Below are 16735 nucleotides of genomic sequence, written 5' to 3'. Positions count from 1 at the left end.
CCGGTGAGGACGGCGGCACGCACGTGGGTGGCGGCGGTCGCGGCATCCGCCGCGCTGCTGCTGTCGGCGTGCACGACCACGACCGGCATCGAGCGCGACCTGACGACCGCCGACCGCCGCATCCCCTCGACCGCGCAGTTCGACCCTGGGTTCATCGTCAGCGACGACGCGTTCTACGACTCGGGCGCGATGACGGCCCGGCAGGTCCAGGACTTCCTCGAGTCGCGTGACTGCCGCCCCGTCGAGGACGTGCCGTGCCTCGCGGACTACGCGCAGGACCTCCCCGCGATCCCCGATGCCGGACCGCGCCACTGCGACGCCGTCGCGCCGGGCGAGGACGTCCCGGCGAGCCGGATCATCGCCCGGGTCGCCGAGGCCTGCGGCGTGAGCCCGCGGACGCTGCTGGTGCTGCTGCAGAAGGAGCAGTCCCTGCTCACGCGCCCGACCGCGTACGGGTACGAACGCGCAACGGGGTACGGGTGCCCGGACACGGCGGACTGCGACCAGCGCTACTTCGGCTTCTTCAACCAGGTCTACCGCGCGGCGTGGCAGTTCCGGCAGTACACGGTCCAGCCGGATCGGCAGTTCCACATCGGCCGCGTGGAGGTGGGGTTCCACCCCGATACCGCCTGCGGCGCGTCGGTCGTGCGCATCCGGAACCAGGCGACCGCGAACCTGTACAACTACACGCCGTACCAGCCGAACGACGCACTGCTGGCCGATCCGTCCGCCGGCGACGGATGCTCGGCCTACGGCAACCTCAACTTCTGGCGGATCTGGAACCGGTGGTTCGGCGACCCCCTCGACGAGCGACTGCCCGCCTATTTCCCGCCCTGCTCGCGCCTCGTCGGCGGCTACCCGTGCCCGGCGCCCGCGCCGCCCGGGACGGGGCTCGGGGCCGCTCGCGCGCTGCCCTGACCAGCCGCGCGATCAGCGCTCGGCGACCAGCGTCTCCGGCTCGTGGCCGACCGGGAAATCGACCGACGCCGCGATGAAGCACTTCTCGGACGCCTCGTGGTGGATCGCCTCGGCGGCCTCGCGCATGCCCGGCTCGGCGACCGTCACGCGAGGGCGCAGCACGGCCCCGACGAGGCGCCCGCCGCCGCGGCCGTCCTCCCGGAGGACGGCTGTCGGGGCGTCCTCGTACGCCACCACCACCACGCCGTGGTTCACGGCGACGTGCAGGTAGGAGAGCATGTGGCACTGGCTCAGCGCGGCGAGCACGAGCTCCTCGGGGTTCCACCGGGCGCGATCGCCGTGGAAGGCGCGATCGCTCGACCCGGCGATCTCGTGCAGCTTGCCGTCGGCGCGCACCGCGTGCTCGCGCCCGTAGGCGCGGTACGACGAGGTGCCCTCGCCGCGGTCGCCCTGCCATTCCAGCCGGATCGCGTAGTGGTGCTCGCCGAGCATGGCCGTCCTCTCCTCGGGATGGTCGCGGCGGTCGCGCCCGCCGTCGATTCTGCACCGGACCGGCGACGCCGCCCAGCCCGACCGGTAATAGGCTTGGCTGATCATGACTGACACCCAGCTCCCCGTCGACGCCCCGTCCGCCGAGCCGGCGATCCCGGCCGCCGTGCCGCAGGAGCGACGGATCGTCACCGCGATCCCCGGACCGCGCTCGCAGGAACTGCAGGCGCGCCGCGCCGCGGTCGTGTCCGCGGGCGTCTCGAGCGTCCTGCCCGTCTACATCGAGCGCGCCCACGGCGCGATCCTGGAGGACGTGGACGGCAACCGGTTCCTCGACTTCGGCGCCGGGATCGGCGTGACCACGGCGGGGCACACGCCGCCGCGCGTCGTCGAGGCCGCGATCGCGCAGTCGCGCGACGTGCTGCACACCCTGTTCACGATCACGCCCTACGAGGAGTACGTGCAGGTCGCGGAGCTGCTCGCGCGGCACACGCCCGGCGACTTCCCGAAGAAGAGCGTGCTCGTCAACTCGGGCGCCGAGGCGGTCGAGAACGGCGTGAAGATCGCCCGCAAGCACACGGGTCGGCGCGCGGTCGCCGTGCTCGACCACGCCTACCACGGCCGCACGAACCTCACGATGGCGATGAACTACAAGGCCATGCCCTACGCCACCGGCTTCGGACAGCTGGCGGGCGACGTCTACCACGCGCCCAGCTCGTACCCGTACCGCGACGGGCTCTCCGGCGAGGAGGCTGCGGCGCGCACCATCGGCTACCTCGAGAAGGTCGTCGGCGCGAGCGACCTCGCGTGCCTGGTCGTCGAGCCCATCCAGGGCGAGGGCGGCTTCATGGTGCCCGCCGACGGGTTCCTCCCCGCGCTGCAGGAATGGTGCACCGCGAACGGCGTCGTCATGATCGCCGACGAGATCCAGTCCGGGATGGCGCGCACGGGCCGCGTCTACGCGGCCGAGCACTTCGGCTGGGTGCCCGACCTGGTGCTCACGGCGAAGGGCGTCGCCGCGGGCTTCCCGCTCGCGGCCGTCACGGGTCGCGCCGAGATCATGGACGCCTCGCAGCCCGGTGGCCTCGGCGGCACCTTCGGCGGGAACCCCGTCGCCTGCGCGGCGGCGATCGCCGTGTTCGAGACGATCGACCACGAGGACCTGCTCGCCGAGGGTCGCCGGATCGAGGCGACGCTCACGGCCGGCCTCGAGCGGCTGCGCGCGAAGTACGACGTCATCGGCGAGATCCGCGGGCGCGGGGCGATGCTCGCGATCGAGCTCGTCGAGGCGGGAACGGGCGAGACGACCAAGGTGCCGAACGCCGGAGCCGTCGCCGCCGTCGTCTCGTACGCCGCGCAGCACGGCGTGCTCTTCCTCAGCGCCGGCACCTGGGGCAACGTGCTGCGCTTCCTGCCGAGCCTGCGGATGACCGACGAGCTCATCGAGGACGCCCTCGGCGTGCTCGACGACGCCTTCGCGAGCCTCGGCTGACGTGGCAGAGACCTTCGCCGCCGCATCCGCCGCCGAGCTCGCCGTCGTCGAGCGCGGCGGGTTCGTCGAGTCGCGCCATGTCGGATCGGCCGTCGTGCTCGGGCCGGAGGGCGACGTACTCCGTGAGCTCGGCGACGTCGCCACGCCGGTACTGCCCCGATCGAGCATGAAGCCGTTCCAGGCGCTCGCGGTGATGACCTCCGGCGTGACCCTCCGGGGTGAGGACGCCGCGATCGCCACGGCGAGCCATGACGGAACGCCCCGTCACGTCTCGCTCGTACGCGGACTGCTCGCGCGCGGCGACCTGCCGGCCTCGGCCCTGCGATGCCCCGCCGAGTTCCCCCGGGATCGCGCCTCCCGCGACGAGTTCGTCCGCGCCGGCGCGGGCCCGGAGCGGATCACGATGAACTGCTCCGGCAAGCACGCCGCGATGCTGCTCGCCTGCCGGGCGAACGGCTGGGAGCTCGAGGGCTACCTCGATCCCGACCACCCCCTCCAGAAGCGCATCCTCGACGTGCTCGAGCGGCTGACCGCGGAGCGACCGGCGGCCTCCGTCGTCGACGGCTGCGGCGCCCCGGTGCACGCGATCGGGCTCACGGCGCTGGCTCGCGGCATCCAGAAGATCACCACATCCTCGGCGTCCTCGCCGTTCGCCCTGTTCCGCGAGTCCGCGGCCCTGGCCGAGGGCGTCCGCGAGCACGGCTGGGCGATCGCCGGCGCCGGCCGCCCCGACACGGTGGTCATCGACCGGCTCGGTGCCTTCTCGAAGTTCGGCGCCGAGGGGGTGCAGGTCATGACCGCCCCCGACGGCACAACCGTGGCGCTCAAGATGCTCGACGGCTCGCCGCGTGCGTCGGCCATCGTCGCCACGCGGCTGCTCGTCGGCGTCGGCGCCCTCGAGGCCGCCGAGGTCGACGCGATCGAGCCCGAGCTCCGGCTCGACGTGCTCGGCGGCGGTCGGCCGGTCGGTCGCATCCGAGCCACGGTCTGAGTCGCTCCGGCGGTCACCGGCTCGCGCCGTCCGGGTTCGGCCGGCTGCGCTCACGCGCGAGCCGCCCGACCGCAGGACGACGGCGGGCGGCCGCGACCCGCATCGGATCGCGACCGCCCGCCGGACGGTGCGGGCCCGCTCAGCCGGCGGTGGCCGCCAGTCGCTTCGCGCGCGCCGCGCGCGACACCTGGGCGACGATCACGAGCGCGAGCGCCACGAGGAACACCGCCGAGGCGATGACGTTCGCCTCCGCGGGGATGCCGCGTGCCGCCGAGATGTAGATGTACTTCGGGAACGTCGTCACCGAACCGGAGTTGAAGTTCGTGATGATGAAGTCGTCGAAGCTCAGCGCGAACGACAGGAGCGCCGCCGCCATGATGCCGGGGGTCAGCAGCGGGAAGGTGATCCGCCAGAACACCTCGCGCGGCGACCCGTACAGGTCCCGACCGGCCTCCTCGAGCGCGGGGTCGAGGCTCGACACTCGGGCCTTGACCGTCACCACGACGAAGCTGATGCAGAACATCGTGTGCGCGAGGATGATCGTCGTCATGTCCTTCGGGACGCCGACCGCGAGGAACTGCGCCGCGAGGCCGGCGCCGAGGACCACCTCGGGCGTGGCCATCGGCAGGAACAGCAGCAGGCTGATCGCCGAGCGCGCCCGGAACCGGTAGCGCACCAGCGCGATCGCGATCATCGTGCCGAGCGTCGTCGCGACGACCGTCGCGACGAGGCCGATGAGGATGCTGTTGCCGAACGCCTCGCAGACCGCGCCGCCCTCGACGTTGCACACGTTCAGCCACTTGTCGAAGGTGAACCCGCGCCACGAGATGTTCGACTTCAGCGAGTCGTTGAACGAGAACACGAAGGTGTAGACGATCGGGATCAGCAGGAACACGAACGCGACCACCACGTACGCCGGCAGGAGCCAGTCGCCGAGGCCGAGCCTCCGGCGCCTGGGAGCCTGCGGCGGTCGCCGCGTCTCGCTCTCCTCGCTCTCGGTCAGTCCGCCGAGGACGGCGGCCGCCTGGACTTCACCGCTCACAGCAGGTCCTCCGTTCCCGAGCGCTTCACGTAGACGCCGACGAGCACCAGGATCGCCGCCATCAGGATGATCGAGAGCGCTGCCGCCGCCGGGTAGTTCAGCAGCACGAGGAAGTTCGCCTCGATCACGTTGCCCATCATCTGCGTGTCCGGTCCGCCGAGGAAGTCGCGGCTGGCGTTGACGTAGTCGCCCGCGGCGGGGATGAAGGTCAGCAGGGTTCCTGCGACGATGCCCGGCATCGACAGCGGGATGGTGACCTTCCGGAACACCGTGAACGCGTTCGCGTAGAGATCGCTTCCGGCCTCGAGGTAGCGCGTGTCGAGGCGCTCGAGCGTCGTGTAGAGCGGGAGCGTCATGAACGGGATGAAGTTGTACGTCAGGCCGAAGATCACCGCGAACGGCGTCCCGGCGAAGTACGCGTCCGGCGCGAGCAGCGACAGGGCCTTGAGCGAGGTGATGATGAGCGACTCGTCCGACAGCAGCTGCTTCCACGCGAGGGTGCGCAGGAGGAAGCTGATGAAGAACGGGGCGATCACGAGCACCAGCAGCAGGCTCTGCAGCATGGGCCAGCGACGTGCCTTCACGCCGATGAAGTACGCGATCGGGTAGCTGAACAGGAGCGCGAAGACGGTCGCGGTCAGCGCGTAGCCGAACGAGCGGAGGATGTGCGGCCAGTAGGCCTGGATCACATCGACGTAGTTCTGCCAGTTGAACGCGTAGTCGTAGACGCCGATGTCGCCGAACTCGCTCGGCGCCTGCAAGGACGTCAGGATCAGCGAGATCAGGGGCGTGAGGAAGAACAGGACGAGGTAGAGGATGCCCGGGAGCAGGAGGAAGAGCGCGATCGGGCTCTTCCGCTTGGTCGCCTGCGGCTGCGCCTCCGCCGTCGCGAATGCTGCGAAGGCCATGGCTCAGCTGCCCTCGAGCTCCGTGATGAGCGCCTCACGACGCTGCGTGGCGATCGACTGCGTGTCCTGGTCGGCCGGGAAGCGCGACGACTCGTCCGGCACGTCGGAGAGGCCGAAGCCGTGCTCGACGTCCCAGCTGAGCCAGACCTCGGAGCCCTCGTGTGCGACCGGACCGAACGTCATGTTCTGCGCGAACACCGAGACCGTGCCGAGCCCGGGGAGGGCGACGGCGTACTCGGTGCTGACGCCGGCGAACGACACGTCGATGACGCGGCCGGGCCCGAGGAGGTTGCGTCCGGTGACGTCCTCCGGCTGCTCGACGTGGAGCGTGACCTTCTCCGGTCGGACGCCGACCGTGACCAGGCCCTGGTGACGCTGCGCGCGCGCGGTCGGCACGACGATCCGCTGCCCGCCCGCGTCGACCGTGATCGCGTCGGACGTCGAGTCGACGACGTCCCCGGTGAAGAGGTTCGACTTCCCGAGGAAGTTCGCGACGAACGCGGTGCGCGGCAGCTCGTAGAGCTCCTCGGGCGCGCCCATCTGCTCGATCGCGCCCTTGTTCATCACCGCGACGGTGTCGGCCATGGTCATGGCCTCCTCCTGGTCGTGGGTGACGTGGAGGAAGGTCAGGCCGACCTCCTCCTGGATCGTCTTGAGCTCCAGCTGCATCTGGCGGCGCAGCTTCAGGTCGAGCGCGCCGAGCGGCTCATCGAGGAGCAGCAGCGCAGGGCGGTTCACGATGGCACGCGCGAGCGCCACGCGCTGCTGCTGCCCGCCCGACAGCTGCGCCGGGCGGCGCTGCGCGAGGTGGTCGAGCTCGACGAGCTTGAGCGCTTCGTGCGCGCGCGACTCGGCGCCGTCGATCCGACGACGCTTCAGCCCGAAGGCCACGTTGTCGATGATCGACATGTGCGGGAACAGGGCGTAGCTCTGGAAGACCGTGTTCACGGGGCGCTGGTGCGCCCGCGTGTCGGTCACGTCCTTGCCGCCGATGAGGATCCGGCCCTTCGTGGGCTCCTCGAGCCCGGCGACGAGCCGGAGGGTGGTCGTCTTGCCGCAGCCGGACGGACCGAGCAGCGCGAAGAAGGATCCGGCCGGGATGGTGAGGTCGAGCTCCTCGATGGCCGTGAAGCCGGGGAAGCGCTTCTGGATGCCGACCAGCTCGAGGTCGGCACCGCTCTCGGCGAACTCGCGGATCGACATCACGAACCCAGGAGGATCTGCTGGAACTGCGTCTGGTACTTCTGCTCCTCGGCACCGGAGAGCGCGCGGAAGATGAACGCGTTCGAGAGCGTCTCCTCGTTCGGGAAGATGAGCTGGTTGTCCGCGAGCTCCGGGTCGATCGCCGCGGCCGCCTCCTGGGCTCCCACGACCGGCGTGATGAAGTTCACCCAGGCCGCGACCTCGGCCGCGACCTCGGGCTCGTAGTAGTAGTTGATGAGCGTCTCGGCGTTGGCCTTGCGCGGCGAGCCGACCGGGATGAGGAAGTTGTCGTTCCACAGGGTGCCGCCCGCGGACGGGATGGCGAACTGCCACTTGTCACCGGCCTCGGCGTTGAGGACCGTGATGTCGCCCGACCAGCAGATCGCGGCGAGCGTGTCCTCGCTCTTGAGGTCCTCGAGGTACGAGTTGCCCTTGATGTTGCGGATCTGGCCGTTCCCGACCTGCTCGTCGAGCACCTCGATCGCGGCGTCGAAGTCGGCGTCGCCCCAGTCGGGGCTCGAGATGTCCACGCCGTTCTGGAGCATGAGCAGGCCCATGGTGTCCCGCATCTCGGAGAGGACGCCGACGCGGCCCTTCAGCTCGGAGTTCCAGAGGTCCTCGACGGACTCGAGGCCGCCGGGGATCTTCTCGGTGTTCCAGCAGATGCCGGCGAAGCCGCCCTGCCAGGGCAGCGAGTGCTTGCGGCCCTCGTCGAAGCTCGGGTTCGCGAGCGCGGGCTCGAGGTTGGCGATGTTCGGGATGTTGCCGTGGTCGAGCTCCTGCGTGTAGCCGAGGCGGATCCAGCGCGAGACCATCCAGTCGGTGAGGCAGACGGTGTCGGCGCCGATGTCCTGGCCGAGGGCGAGCTGGTCCTTGACCTTGCCGTAGTAGGTGTTGTTGTCGTCGACGGCGACCTCGTAGTTGACCTTGATGCCGGTCTCTTCCTGGAAGCGGTCCAGGGTGGGGTAGTTGCCGTCGTCGTCCTCGTCGATGTACGCGGCCCAGTTCGCCCAGTTGAGCGTCTTGTCGGTCTCGGACTGGTCGGCGGCCGCGGTGGGCGCGGCCTGGCCGCCGCCCGTCGAGCACGCCGCGAGCGTGAGCGCGGAGGCGCCGGCTCCGGCGCCCGCGAGCAGGCCGCGGCGCGTCAGCTGCGCCCGTCGGGCCTGCGCCACGAGGGCGCGGACGATGGGGTCCTGGGGAAGGGGACGGCTGCTCACGAGGTCTCCAATCGACGGTGCATACGCGTTCAGGGGTGCGGAAATCCTGACACACGCCGTGGCCGAAGTCACGGGATGATGACCAAATCGTTAGTTTTCTGCACCCTCGCGCACGGAATCAGTGCCGTTCCGCGGGGCCGACGCTCGGATTTCGTCGTCACGGGAAGCCCCATGTGCGGCGCTCGGTGCCAGTCCCCGGCGCACGGCTCCAGCACTGGTCGCGGTCGGCGTCGAGCAGGGGCGGCAGGGCCGGATCACGGACGAGCGCGCGGTACTCCGCCGCGCCGCCGTGCACGATGATCTCGGCTCGGGAGCGCGCGGCCGCCGCCGCCGCCCAGTTCGCGGCCCACGCGTCGGCGTCGCCCACGACGACGCAGGGATCGACGGCCCCTCCCGCGAGGACCGCGGCGGCCCGCGCGACGGCCTCCGGTCCCTCGTCGAGCCGGATCACCTCCGCGCCGGACCCGACCGCGAGCGCCCGCGCATCGGCTGCCGGCCGCGAAGTCGCGAGCGCCGTCGCACCGGTCGCGCGCAGCCGCAGGAGGGGGGCGTCGGTCACGCGCGGGGCCCGCGTCGCCGACGGGGCGCAGTGCAGGAACTGGGCGCGATGACCGCGCCACTGCCCCGCTCCCGGCGGGCCGTCGGGATGATGCAGGGCACCGTCGCCGCCGGCGTGCACGAGGTCGGCACGGCTCGGATGCCGGAGCAGCGCGAGCGAGGTCACGGCATCGCGGATGCCGGAGGGCAGCACCGCGAGGCGCCCTGCCGCGAGCAGGACGGCGGGGCCTCCGCGTCGGACCCCGCGGAGCAGTCGTTCGAGCGACGCGTACGCCTCGAGCCGGTACTCGTCGGGCCATCCGGCGAACCGCTCGTCGACGTCGTCGACCACCACGAGCGCCACATGGGTGCTGGTGCCGTCCAGGCCCTCGCCCGGCGGACCGGAACCGGCGAGGTCGAGGAGCCGGTCCCAGGTGTCGCCGCGCGGCCCGTCGAGCTGCAGCACGGCCCCGGGCCCGGATCGAGCCACGACCTGCTGCGAGACGGCCTCGAGCAGGACCGACCGTCCGGAGCCCGGCATGCCGAGCACCGCGAGCGGGCCATCCTCCAGCGGGCGCCACGTCGCCGGCGAGCGACGCTGCGCCGCCGGCTCGTCCACGACGCCGACCACGAGGTCCGGGCCGGGCGCGATGGCGGCGACTGCCGTCGGTCCGTCGCGCCCCGCGTCCGCATCGCCCAGCACCGCCGGCAGGTCGTCGAACGCGATCCGAGAGGGCAGCCGATCCAGCCAGGGGCGCCGCGGCGCCCCCGCACCCGGATGGCGTCGAGCCGCATCGGCGATCGATCCGTCGTCGGCGAGCGCGGCCTGGAACTCCACCGGGGCGCCGTCGCCGCGATCCACGATCGCGCGGCCCGGCCGTGCGGGATCGAGCCGCGCGGCGGCATCGACCCCGAGGACGGCCATGCTGTCCGCGCGGTCCAGGACGCGCAGCGAGAGCCGGATCCCGCAGTTGGCGCTCACCTGCTCCCGGACGACGCCGTTCGGCCGTTGAGCGGCGAGCACGAGGTGCACGCCGAGCGAGCGCCCGCGCGCCGCCAGGTCGGCGATCACCGCGCCGAGCTCGGCGAACCGCTCGATCATCGCCTGGAACTCGTCGACGACCACCACGAGCCTCGGAAGCGTCAGGTCCTCCGGCAGCTCGTCGATCGCCCGCACCCCCGCACGCGCGAGCACGCGCTCGCGGTGGCGGAGCTCCGCACGCAGGCTCGTGACGGCCCTCGCCGCCTCGCCCTCGTCAAGGTCGGTGACCACGCCCGTGACGTGCACGAGCCCGGCGACCGGGGCGAAGGCGGCGCCCCCCTTGAAGTCGACGAGCAGGAACGCGACCCGGTCGGGCCCGTACCGGGCGCACATCGATGCGATCCACGCGACGAGCAGTTCGCTCTTGCCGCTGCCCGAGGTCCCGGCGACGATCGCGTGGGGGCCGGCGACCAGGTCGATGGCCACCGGCCCCGCCGCCCCCGCTCCGACGACGGCCTCCAGCGTCGACCGGCCGGCCGCCAGCGCCGCAGGGCCCACCACGTCGTCGAGCGCCACCATGTCGGGGATCGGGCCGAGGGTGGAACCGAGGCCGGCACGGCTGGCGACGTCGCGGAGGCGTGCGGCCGCGGCCGCCGCCTCGGCCTCCGACACGGACTCGGGCTCCACGGTCACGCATGCCCGCCCCGTGACCTCGACGGACGCGCTCCGTGCGCTCCGCACCCGGATCAGCGTGCGCAGGCCGGGCGGCAACCCGACCTCCTCGCGCGCGAGGGCGAGCGTGCTCGTCTCGCCGTCCCGGCCGACGATCCGCGACGCCTCGCGCCTCTCCTCGCCGACCTCGCCGGCCTCGACGATGCGGAGGCGCCGCCCCCCGGGCCCGCGGCCGTGGTGCGGGAGCCCCGCGGTCCACGCCCAGTGCGGCGAGGACGCCTCGACGGCCAGCCAGTCCGGGTGGACCTCCTCCGCGATGCGGAGCACCATCGCCCTGGCGACGGCCCGGGCGAGCGGCAGCGGCCCGACGACGCCGAGCCCGTCGCCGAGGTCGACCGAGACCGGGGCCGAGGCGAGCCGGGTCGCGAGCAGCACGACCTCGGCGGCCTCGGGGTCGGCCACGCGGTCGACGTCGCCCTCGACGACCACGGAACTCGGCACCGTACCGGCACCGACGACCACGCGACCGGCTGGGTGCGGCCGCCACGCCGGCGCCCCCCGGGCGGCGAGGTCGCGTACGCTCGGCGACGCACGCCAGGCCTCCGCCCGCTCCTGCGCATGGCGGCGCGCCACCTCCTCGCCGAGGCGCAGGAGCGCCGCCGACCGATCGCGTGAGCGCGCTCGCCGCTCCCGTCGCGCGGCACGACGCCCGTCGAGCATCGCGGCGACGGCGACCAGCGGGCCGAGCGCGGCGAAGGCGAGGGAGATCGTCGACCCGGTGATCGCCCAGATCGCGATCGCGCCCGCGATCGGGGCCGCCGAGGCGATCCACGGGAAGCCCGGACGCACCGGCGCGGGCGCCTCCGGCGGCAGTCGCAGCGACGGGAGCCGGTCGAGCGGGAGCGGCGGGAGATCCGTCATCCGCCGATCACACCAGCCCACCCGCGTCGGCGGGACGGCGACCCGATCCCGGGTGCGCTCACGGCCCGACGCCCGCCTCGTGGAGGAGGGGTCAGTCGACGGTGAAGGCCTGTTCGCCGATCTCGACGCGGCTGCCGCGCGGCACCAGCACTCGACGGCCGGGCTCGCAGCGGGTGCCGGACTCGCCGGGCCGGCGCACCACGGTCCCGTTCGCCGAGAACCGGTCCGCGATCCAGAGGCCGCCGTCGTGCTCGCCGAACTCGAGGTGCGTCTTCGAGACGGACAGGCCGCGGTCGACGATCTGCACGAGGTGGTCGAACGCCTCCCCCGGTTCGGCGAGCGGCCGCCGGCCGACCAGGCCCGTCCCGTGGACCGTGACGACCTCACCGGTGGTGAAGGCGAGGACGAAGCGGGGCGCGTCACCAGGTTCGTCTCCGGCCGGTGCCGGGCCGACCGCCGGCGGCGGCGACTCGGCGGGCACGGAGTCACCGTCGGCCTCGGGCGCGGGGGCGTCGAGCGGCACGCTGAGCACGCCGCGTTCGGAACGCTCGATGACGTAGGTGTCGCCGGGTCGCGGATCCGCGGGTCGCCGCGACTCGGGCGTCGCCGAGGTCGAGCTCCCGCACTCGCCGCAGAACATCGCGCCGTCCGGCAGCGTCGCCCCGCAGATGCGGCAGTTCACGATCCTGCCCCCTTCCGGGAGCCAGCGTACCCGCCGAGCGAGCCGAGCGAGATCCGGGCGCGCGCGCGCTCGCGCCACGACCGGGGCTCGTCGAGGCGGCGCCCGAGCTCGTCGACGGCCTGCCACACGCGTTCGTCGTCGCCCTCGCCGGGGCCGTCGGGGCCGAACGCCGCGCGGTCGACCACGGCGGCGAGCACGGCGGGGGCCAGCCCGCCCACGACCGCCGCCTGCTCGGCGCGGGTCGCGCCGACCGGCATCGGGTACCCGTGGTCCACCGCCTGGTCGGCGAACTCCTGCCATCCGCCCTCGATGCGCTCGACCGCCGTCGCGGCGCCCCGACGCAGGCGCCGTCGCCGCGCCTTGGCGAGCACGATCGCCATGAACGGGCTGGCGATCGCGACGAGGACGGCGATGGCGATTCCTCCCACGCGAAGGGCGGCGAGGAGCGCCGCCACCCACGCGTCGCCGCGGTCGGGGTCCTGATTGCCCGCGTCGGGCTCCGCGGCGAGGTCGTCGACCGGCGTCGGATCCTCGGGCGGCGGCAGCGCCGACTGGGGCCTGGACACGACGGTCGGCTCGTCCGGCTCGCGCTCCGGCACCGGACGCACGTCCGGGTTGGGGTCGATCGCGACCCATGACCCGTCCTCGGCCTGCACCTCGATCCACGCCTGCAGGTCGGCGCCGCGGAGGACGTGCTCGCCGTCCGGCCCCCCGTCCGACGAGGGCAGGTAGCCGACCACCACGCGCGCGGGGAAGCCGATCTCCCGCGCGAGGAGCGCCGCCGCGACCGCGTACTGCTCGCCGTCGCCGACCATCGGTCGCGCGGTGGCGAGCTCGGCGATCCGGTCGAGCGCGTGACCGGATCGGCTGGGCGCGTCCTCGGTGTCGAGTCCGTGGCTCACGTACCCCTCGCGGTGGAAGCCCTCGATCATCGCCGCGAGCCTGACGCCCGGCGCGTCGGCCGATCGCGTCCAGCGGTCGAGGAGCCGGAGCAGCTCGTCCGGAGGTGCCGGGGAGGCGGGCAGGATCGCGCCGCCGGGCCGCAGCGCCGCCGTGTCGGCCGGCTCGACGGGGGCGACGGACGCCGCCGCGTAGGCGTCCCCGGCCGTCAGCCCGGATCGCACCGCCGCGGTGCCGGTGACGTCGTTGTAGGCGAACTCGTCCTCCAGCCGGTCGTTGCGGTCGCCGGAGAACGAGATCTGCTCGAGCTGGCCGACCCCCGGCACCCAGACGTCGTCGTAGCCGAGCACCGTGACCTCGAGGTCGACCGGTCGTCCCGGGGCGTCCGACTGGTCGAGCCGGTACGGCAGCCGCGTGAACTGTCCGGATGCCGCGGACCGGTCGGCGCCGCCCACGGCGTAGACGACCCCGTCGTACGAATCGAGGGTGGCGACCCGCAGCCCGACCCCGTCCGGGAGTCCGCGGACCGAGAGCATCTCGACCTCCGCCTCCGCCGGACCGAACGCGGACCGGAAGCCGGCGAGCGGGCTGTCGTGGTCGTTCGGCTCGAAGGGCGGCCGGAGCTCCGAGCGCACCACGGACCTCGGACCGGCGGGGAGTGCGAGCGCCGCGGCGGTCGCCCCGACGAGCGCGACCGCGACCACGACCGTCGCCCCGACGATCCGCCGCGCGTCGGCGAGCGCCGCCTCCGAGGGCGACTCCGAGCTCGTTCGCCGGCGTTCGGCGATCGCGACCCGCACCAGCCAGGCGGCGCTCGCGACCAGGAAGCCGACGCCCGCCTCGAACGCGACGTCGTCGTGGACCACGCCGAGGAGGACGCCCGCGACGAGCAGCCCCGCGGGCGGGAGGAGCGCCAGCGAGGGACGCGACGTCCGGAGGGCGATCGTCACCGACGCCGTCGATGCGACCAGTCCGAGGAGGAACGGCGGCACGAGCAAAGCCTGATAGGAGCCGACCGGGACGGAGATCGTGACCAGCTGCTTCCACGACAGCGCCGCCGCGGACACGAGGTCGACCAGGCCCTCCGCCGTGGGGAGCGCGCCGTAGGCCCGCGTCGGGACGGCCACGGGCACGCCGAGGACGAGGTACGCGCCGACGACGGCCGTGACCACCGCCCACGCGGGCCAGGCGTAGGCGGCGCCGAGCACGGCGATCGCGCACCCGGCGCCGATCGCCACCGCTGCGGCGACGAGGAACTCTGGGCTCTCGTAGACCGGCCACCACGGGACCATCGCGGTCGACGTCACCACCGCGAGCAGCAGGGTGCTCGCGAGCGCCGACCACAGGCCGGCACCGGCGATGCGGATCCTCGGGCGCGACCGCCCCCCGCGGGGTCCCGCGGGCGACCGCCGATCGGTGCTCGCCGCGCTCATGCGACGGATGCCGTCCTGGCCAGGAGCGCCGTGAGGTCCTCGAGGTAGCCGATGCCGTACACGGAGAGCCCGCCGAGCGCGCCGGCGGTCGCCTCCCCCTCGGAGGCGCACCGCACCGCGACGGCCTCGACGCCGATGGGCAGCCGGGATGCGGCGTGCCGGAGGTCGGCGAGGCTCCGTGCTCCGCCGGTCACGATGAACGCGAGCGAGACGCCGGCGATCGACTCGGTCGCCGCCCTGACCGTGTCGCCGAGTCCGCCGGCCCGGTCGTCGACCTCGACCAGGCAGAGCGCGTCGAGCAGGCGATCGCGCGACGCGGTCGGCAGTTCCCGCATCGCCGCGAGCCCGCGCGGACGTCCGCGCGGTCCGATCGGATCGCTCGCGCCGGCGGGTCGGCGCGCCGACGACGCGCGGCGCGGCCGCTCCCGGCCCGACACCACGAACGCGAGGCTCCGGGCGTCGCGGATGGCGCGAGCGCCGATGGATCCGGCCACGCTGACCGCGAGCTCGAAGTCATCGGGGTCCTCGTAGGCGTCGGCCGCGAGGTCGAGCAGCACCATCAGGCGGCTCCGCCGGGTCTCCTCGAACTGGCGCACCATGAAGGTGCCGGTCTTCGCCGAGCTGCGCCAGTGGATGTAGCGTCGGTCGTCGCCCGGCTGGTACTCGCGGAGCGCATGGAACGCGATGTCGCTCGCGGTCAGGTCCCGGGTCGGGGCCCCTTCGAGGTCGCGGAGGTACCCCGTGCTGAGGGCCGACACCGCGACGGTGCGCGGATGCACGTGCAGCTCGTGCACGCCGGACCAGACGATCTCGCGCCGCATGAGCCCGATCGGGTCGGCGCGCACCGTGCGCGCCGGGCCGACGTCGACGACGCCCCGGCGCTCGGTCGGCACGGCCACCCGCTCGTCGAATGCGCCGCCGCGCGGCAGCGCGGGCACCATGCGGGTCAGGACGCGCGCTCCGACCGGCAGCTCGAGCCGTGCCCCCGCGAAGCGCCGGCGCCCCGGATTGCGTGCGACGAGCCGCGCCTGCGCCGCCTCCCCCGCGGCGACGCGCGCCACCGGCAGCGACAGCTCGATCGCTCCCGCGCCGCGCCCGACGAGCCAGGCCGAGGCCACGGCCGCGAGCAGGAGGAGCCCCCATCCGATCAGGACGAGTTCCAGCCATCCCCAGATGTACCCGGCACCGAGCGCGACGACGGACGTGGCGAGCACCCCCCAGCCGAGCGGCGTGACCACGCCGCGCGCGGCTCGGGTCGCGCGCTCCGCGAACGCGACCGCGGCGCGCGCCGCGACGACGAGACGCGCGATGACCGCCGCGAGGACTCCCTGGCGGGCGGCCTCCTCGGGAATGGTCGATCGGGTCTCGAAGGTCACCCGGCCTGCCTCGCGGACGGCGGCGGCGTCTCGATGAGCACCTGCGCGATGAGGTTGGATGCGGTCACCCCGTCGAACTCCGCCTCGGGGTCGAGGATGAGGCGGTGCGCCAGCACCGGCTCGGCCAGCGCCTTCACGTCGTCGGGAACGACGTAGTGCCGGCCGCGGCCCGCAGCGTGCGTCTTCGCGGCGCGCACCAGGGCGAGGGCGCCGCGCACGCTGACGCCGAGCCGGACCTCGGTCGCGCTCCGCGTCGCGTCGACGAGGCGCGAGACGTAGTCGTTGATGGTCGGGTCGACGTAGACCGTCCGTGCGAGGGCGGCCATCTCGACGATCTCGGAGGCGTCCAGGCGGGCCCCCACCCGGTGGTCGTGGGCGCGCTGGTCGGTGCCCTCGAGGATGCGGATGGTCGACGCGTGGTCGGGGTACCCGATCGACGTGCGCATCAGGAACCGGTCGAGCTGCGCCTCCGGGAGCCGGTACGTGCCCGCCTGCTCCACGGGGTTCTGCGTCGCGATGACCATGAACGGTCGGCCGACGACGTGGGTCTGTCCGTCGACCGTCACCTGCCCCTCCTCCATGACCTCGAGGAGTGCCGACTGCGTCTTCGGGCTCGCGCGGTTGATCTCGTCCGCGAGCACGATGTTGGCGAAGACCGGCCCCGGGTGGAACTCGAACGCGCCCGAGCGCTGGTCGTAGACCGAGACGCCCGTGATGTCGCCCGGCAGCAGGTCCGGCGTGAACTGGACGCGGTTGCTCGACCCGGCGACCGACTGCGCCATGGCCCGCGCCAGCGACGTCTTGCCGGTGCCCGGGACGTCCTCGAGCAGCAGGTGGCCCTCGCTGAGCAGCGCCGTGAACGCGAGTCGGATGACCCGGTTCTTGCCGAGCAGGATCTCCTCGACCGCTCCGACGAGCCGGTCGAGGTTCGCCGCGAAGCGGGTGGCGTCCTCGGGGGTCATGGTCATGCGC

General features: G+C 73.4%; 13 protein-coding genes. 3 read left to right on the top strand and 10 right to left on the bottom strand.

The genetic code is table 11. The annotated features are described in order from the left end of the window. Positions 1-3: 3 nt before the first annotated feature. Entirely contained in the window at positions 4-918 is a 915-nt protein-coding gene (locus ABME01_RS05945) for a hypothetical protein (RefSeq protein ID WP_353827447.1), read from the top strand. Between the two features lie 12 nt (positions 919-930). On the opposite strand, the gene ABME01_RS05940 is transcribed toward ABME01_RS05945, so the two are convergent. After that, positions 931-1410 (bottom strand): OsmC family protein, encoded by a 480-nt coding sequence (locus ABME01_RS05940; protein WP_353827507.1) that lies wholly within the window; start codon positions 1408-1410, stop codon positions 931-933. A gap of 103 nt (positions 1411-1513) precedes the next feature. Here ABME01_RS05940 and gabT point away from each other — a divergent pair, with 103 nt between their 5' ends. Further along, a complete protein-coding gene (gene gabT, locus ABME01_RS05935; RefSeq protein WP_353827446.1) occupies positions 1514-2899 on the top strand; it encodes a 4-aminobutyrate--2-oxoglutarate transaminase in 1386 nt (461 codons plus the stop codon). Position 2900: 1 nt separating this feature from the next. Then, positions 2901-3890, top strand: coding sequence for an asparaginase (locus tag ABME01_RS05930; RefSeq protein ID WP_353827445.1), 990 nt, complete (start codon positions 2901-2903; stop codon positions 3888-3890). A 139-nt stretch (positions 3891-4029) separates the two neighbouring features. Here the strand turns inward: ABME01_RS05930 and ABME01_RS05925 are convergent, their stop codons facing one another. The 9 genes from ABME01_RS05925 to ABME01_RS05885 all read right to left on the bottom strand — a co-directional run bounded on the left by ABME01_RS05925 (position 4030) and on the right by ABME01_RS05885 (position 16731). Then, the gene (locus ABME01_RS05925; RefSeq protein ID WP_436407405.1) at positions 4030-4812 is read right to left on the bottom strand and encodes an ABC transporter permease; all 783 of its coding nucleotides are present in this window, start codon (positions 4810-4812) and stop codon (positions 4030-4032) included. Positions 4813-4928: 116 nt separating this feature from the next. Next, the gene (locus ABME01_RS05920; RefSeq protein ID WP_353827444.1) at positions 4929-5840 is read right to left on the bottom strand and encodes an ABC transporter permease; all 912 of its coding nucleotides are present in this window, start codon (positions 5838-5840) and stop codon (positions 4929-4931) included. A gap of 3 nt (positions 5841-5843) precedes the next feature. Beyond that, entirely contained in the window at positions 5844-7043 is a 1200-nt protein-coding gene (locus tag ABME01_RS05915; RefSeq protein WP_353827505.1) for an ABC transporter ATP-binding protein, read from the bottom strand. Then, positions 7043-8260 (bottom strand): ABC transporter substrate-binding protein, encoded by a 1218-nt coding sequence (locus ABME01_RS05910; protein WP_353827443.1) that lies wholly within the window; start codon positions 8258-8260, stop codon positions 7043-7045. Before ABME01_RS05910 ends, ABME01_RS05915 begins: the two co-directional genes overlap by 1 nt. Positions 8261-8417: 157 nt before the next feature. Further along, the gene (locus ABME01_RS05905; protein WP_353827442.1) at positions 8418-11372 is read right to left on the bottom strand and encodes an FtsK/SpoIIIE domain-containing protein; all 2955 of its coding nucleotides are present in this window, start codon (positions 11370-11372) and stop codon (positions 8418-8420) included. 91 nt (positions 11373-11463) lie between these two features. Next, on the bottom strand, positions 11464-12054 hold the full coding sequence (locus tag ABME01_RS05900) for an FHA domain-containing protein (protein ID WP_353827441.1): 591 nt from the start codon (positions 12052-12054) through the stop codon (positions 11464-11466). After that, positions 12051-14387 carry a transglutaminaseTgpA domain-containing protein gene (locus ABME01_RS05895; RefSeq protein ID WP_353827440.1) on the bottom strand — a complete coding sequence of 779 codons (2337 nt, stop codon included), beginning with the start codon at positions 14385-14387 and terminating at the stop codon, positions 12051-12053. Before ABME01_RS05895 ends, ABME01_RS05900 begins: the two co-directional genes overlap by 4 nt. Further along, entirely contained in the window at positions 14384-15763 is a 1380-nt protein-coding gene (locus ABME01_RS05890) for a DUF58 domain-containing protein (RefSeq protein ID WP_353827439.1), read from the bottom strand. The genes ABME01_RS05895 and ABME01_RS05890 overlap by 4 nt, the downstream gene beginning before the upstream one ends. After that, the gene (locus ABME01_RS05885) at positions 15760-16731 is read right to left on the bottom strand and encodes an AAA family ATPase (RefSeq protein WP_353827438.1); all 972 of its coding nucleotides are present in this window, start codon (positions 16729-16731) and stop codon (positions 15760-15762) included. The genes ABME01_RS05890 and ABME01_RS05885 overlap by 4 nt, the downstream gene beginning before the upstream one ends. Positions 16732-16735: the final 4 nt, after the last annotated feature.

It is taken from the genome of Agromyces litoreus (genome assembly GCF_040496015.1).
GTDB classification, from domain to species: Bacteria; Actinomycetota; Actinomycetes; order Actinomycetales; family Microbacteriaceae; genus Agromyces; species Agromyces litoreus.
The sequence above is the reverse complement of the archived record's forward strand: the minus strand, read 5'-3'. Positions and strand labels throughout refer to the sequence as shown.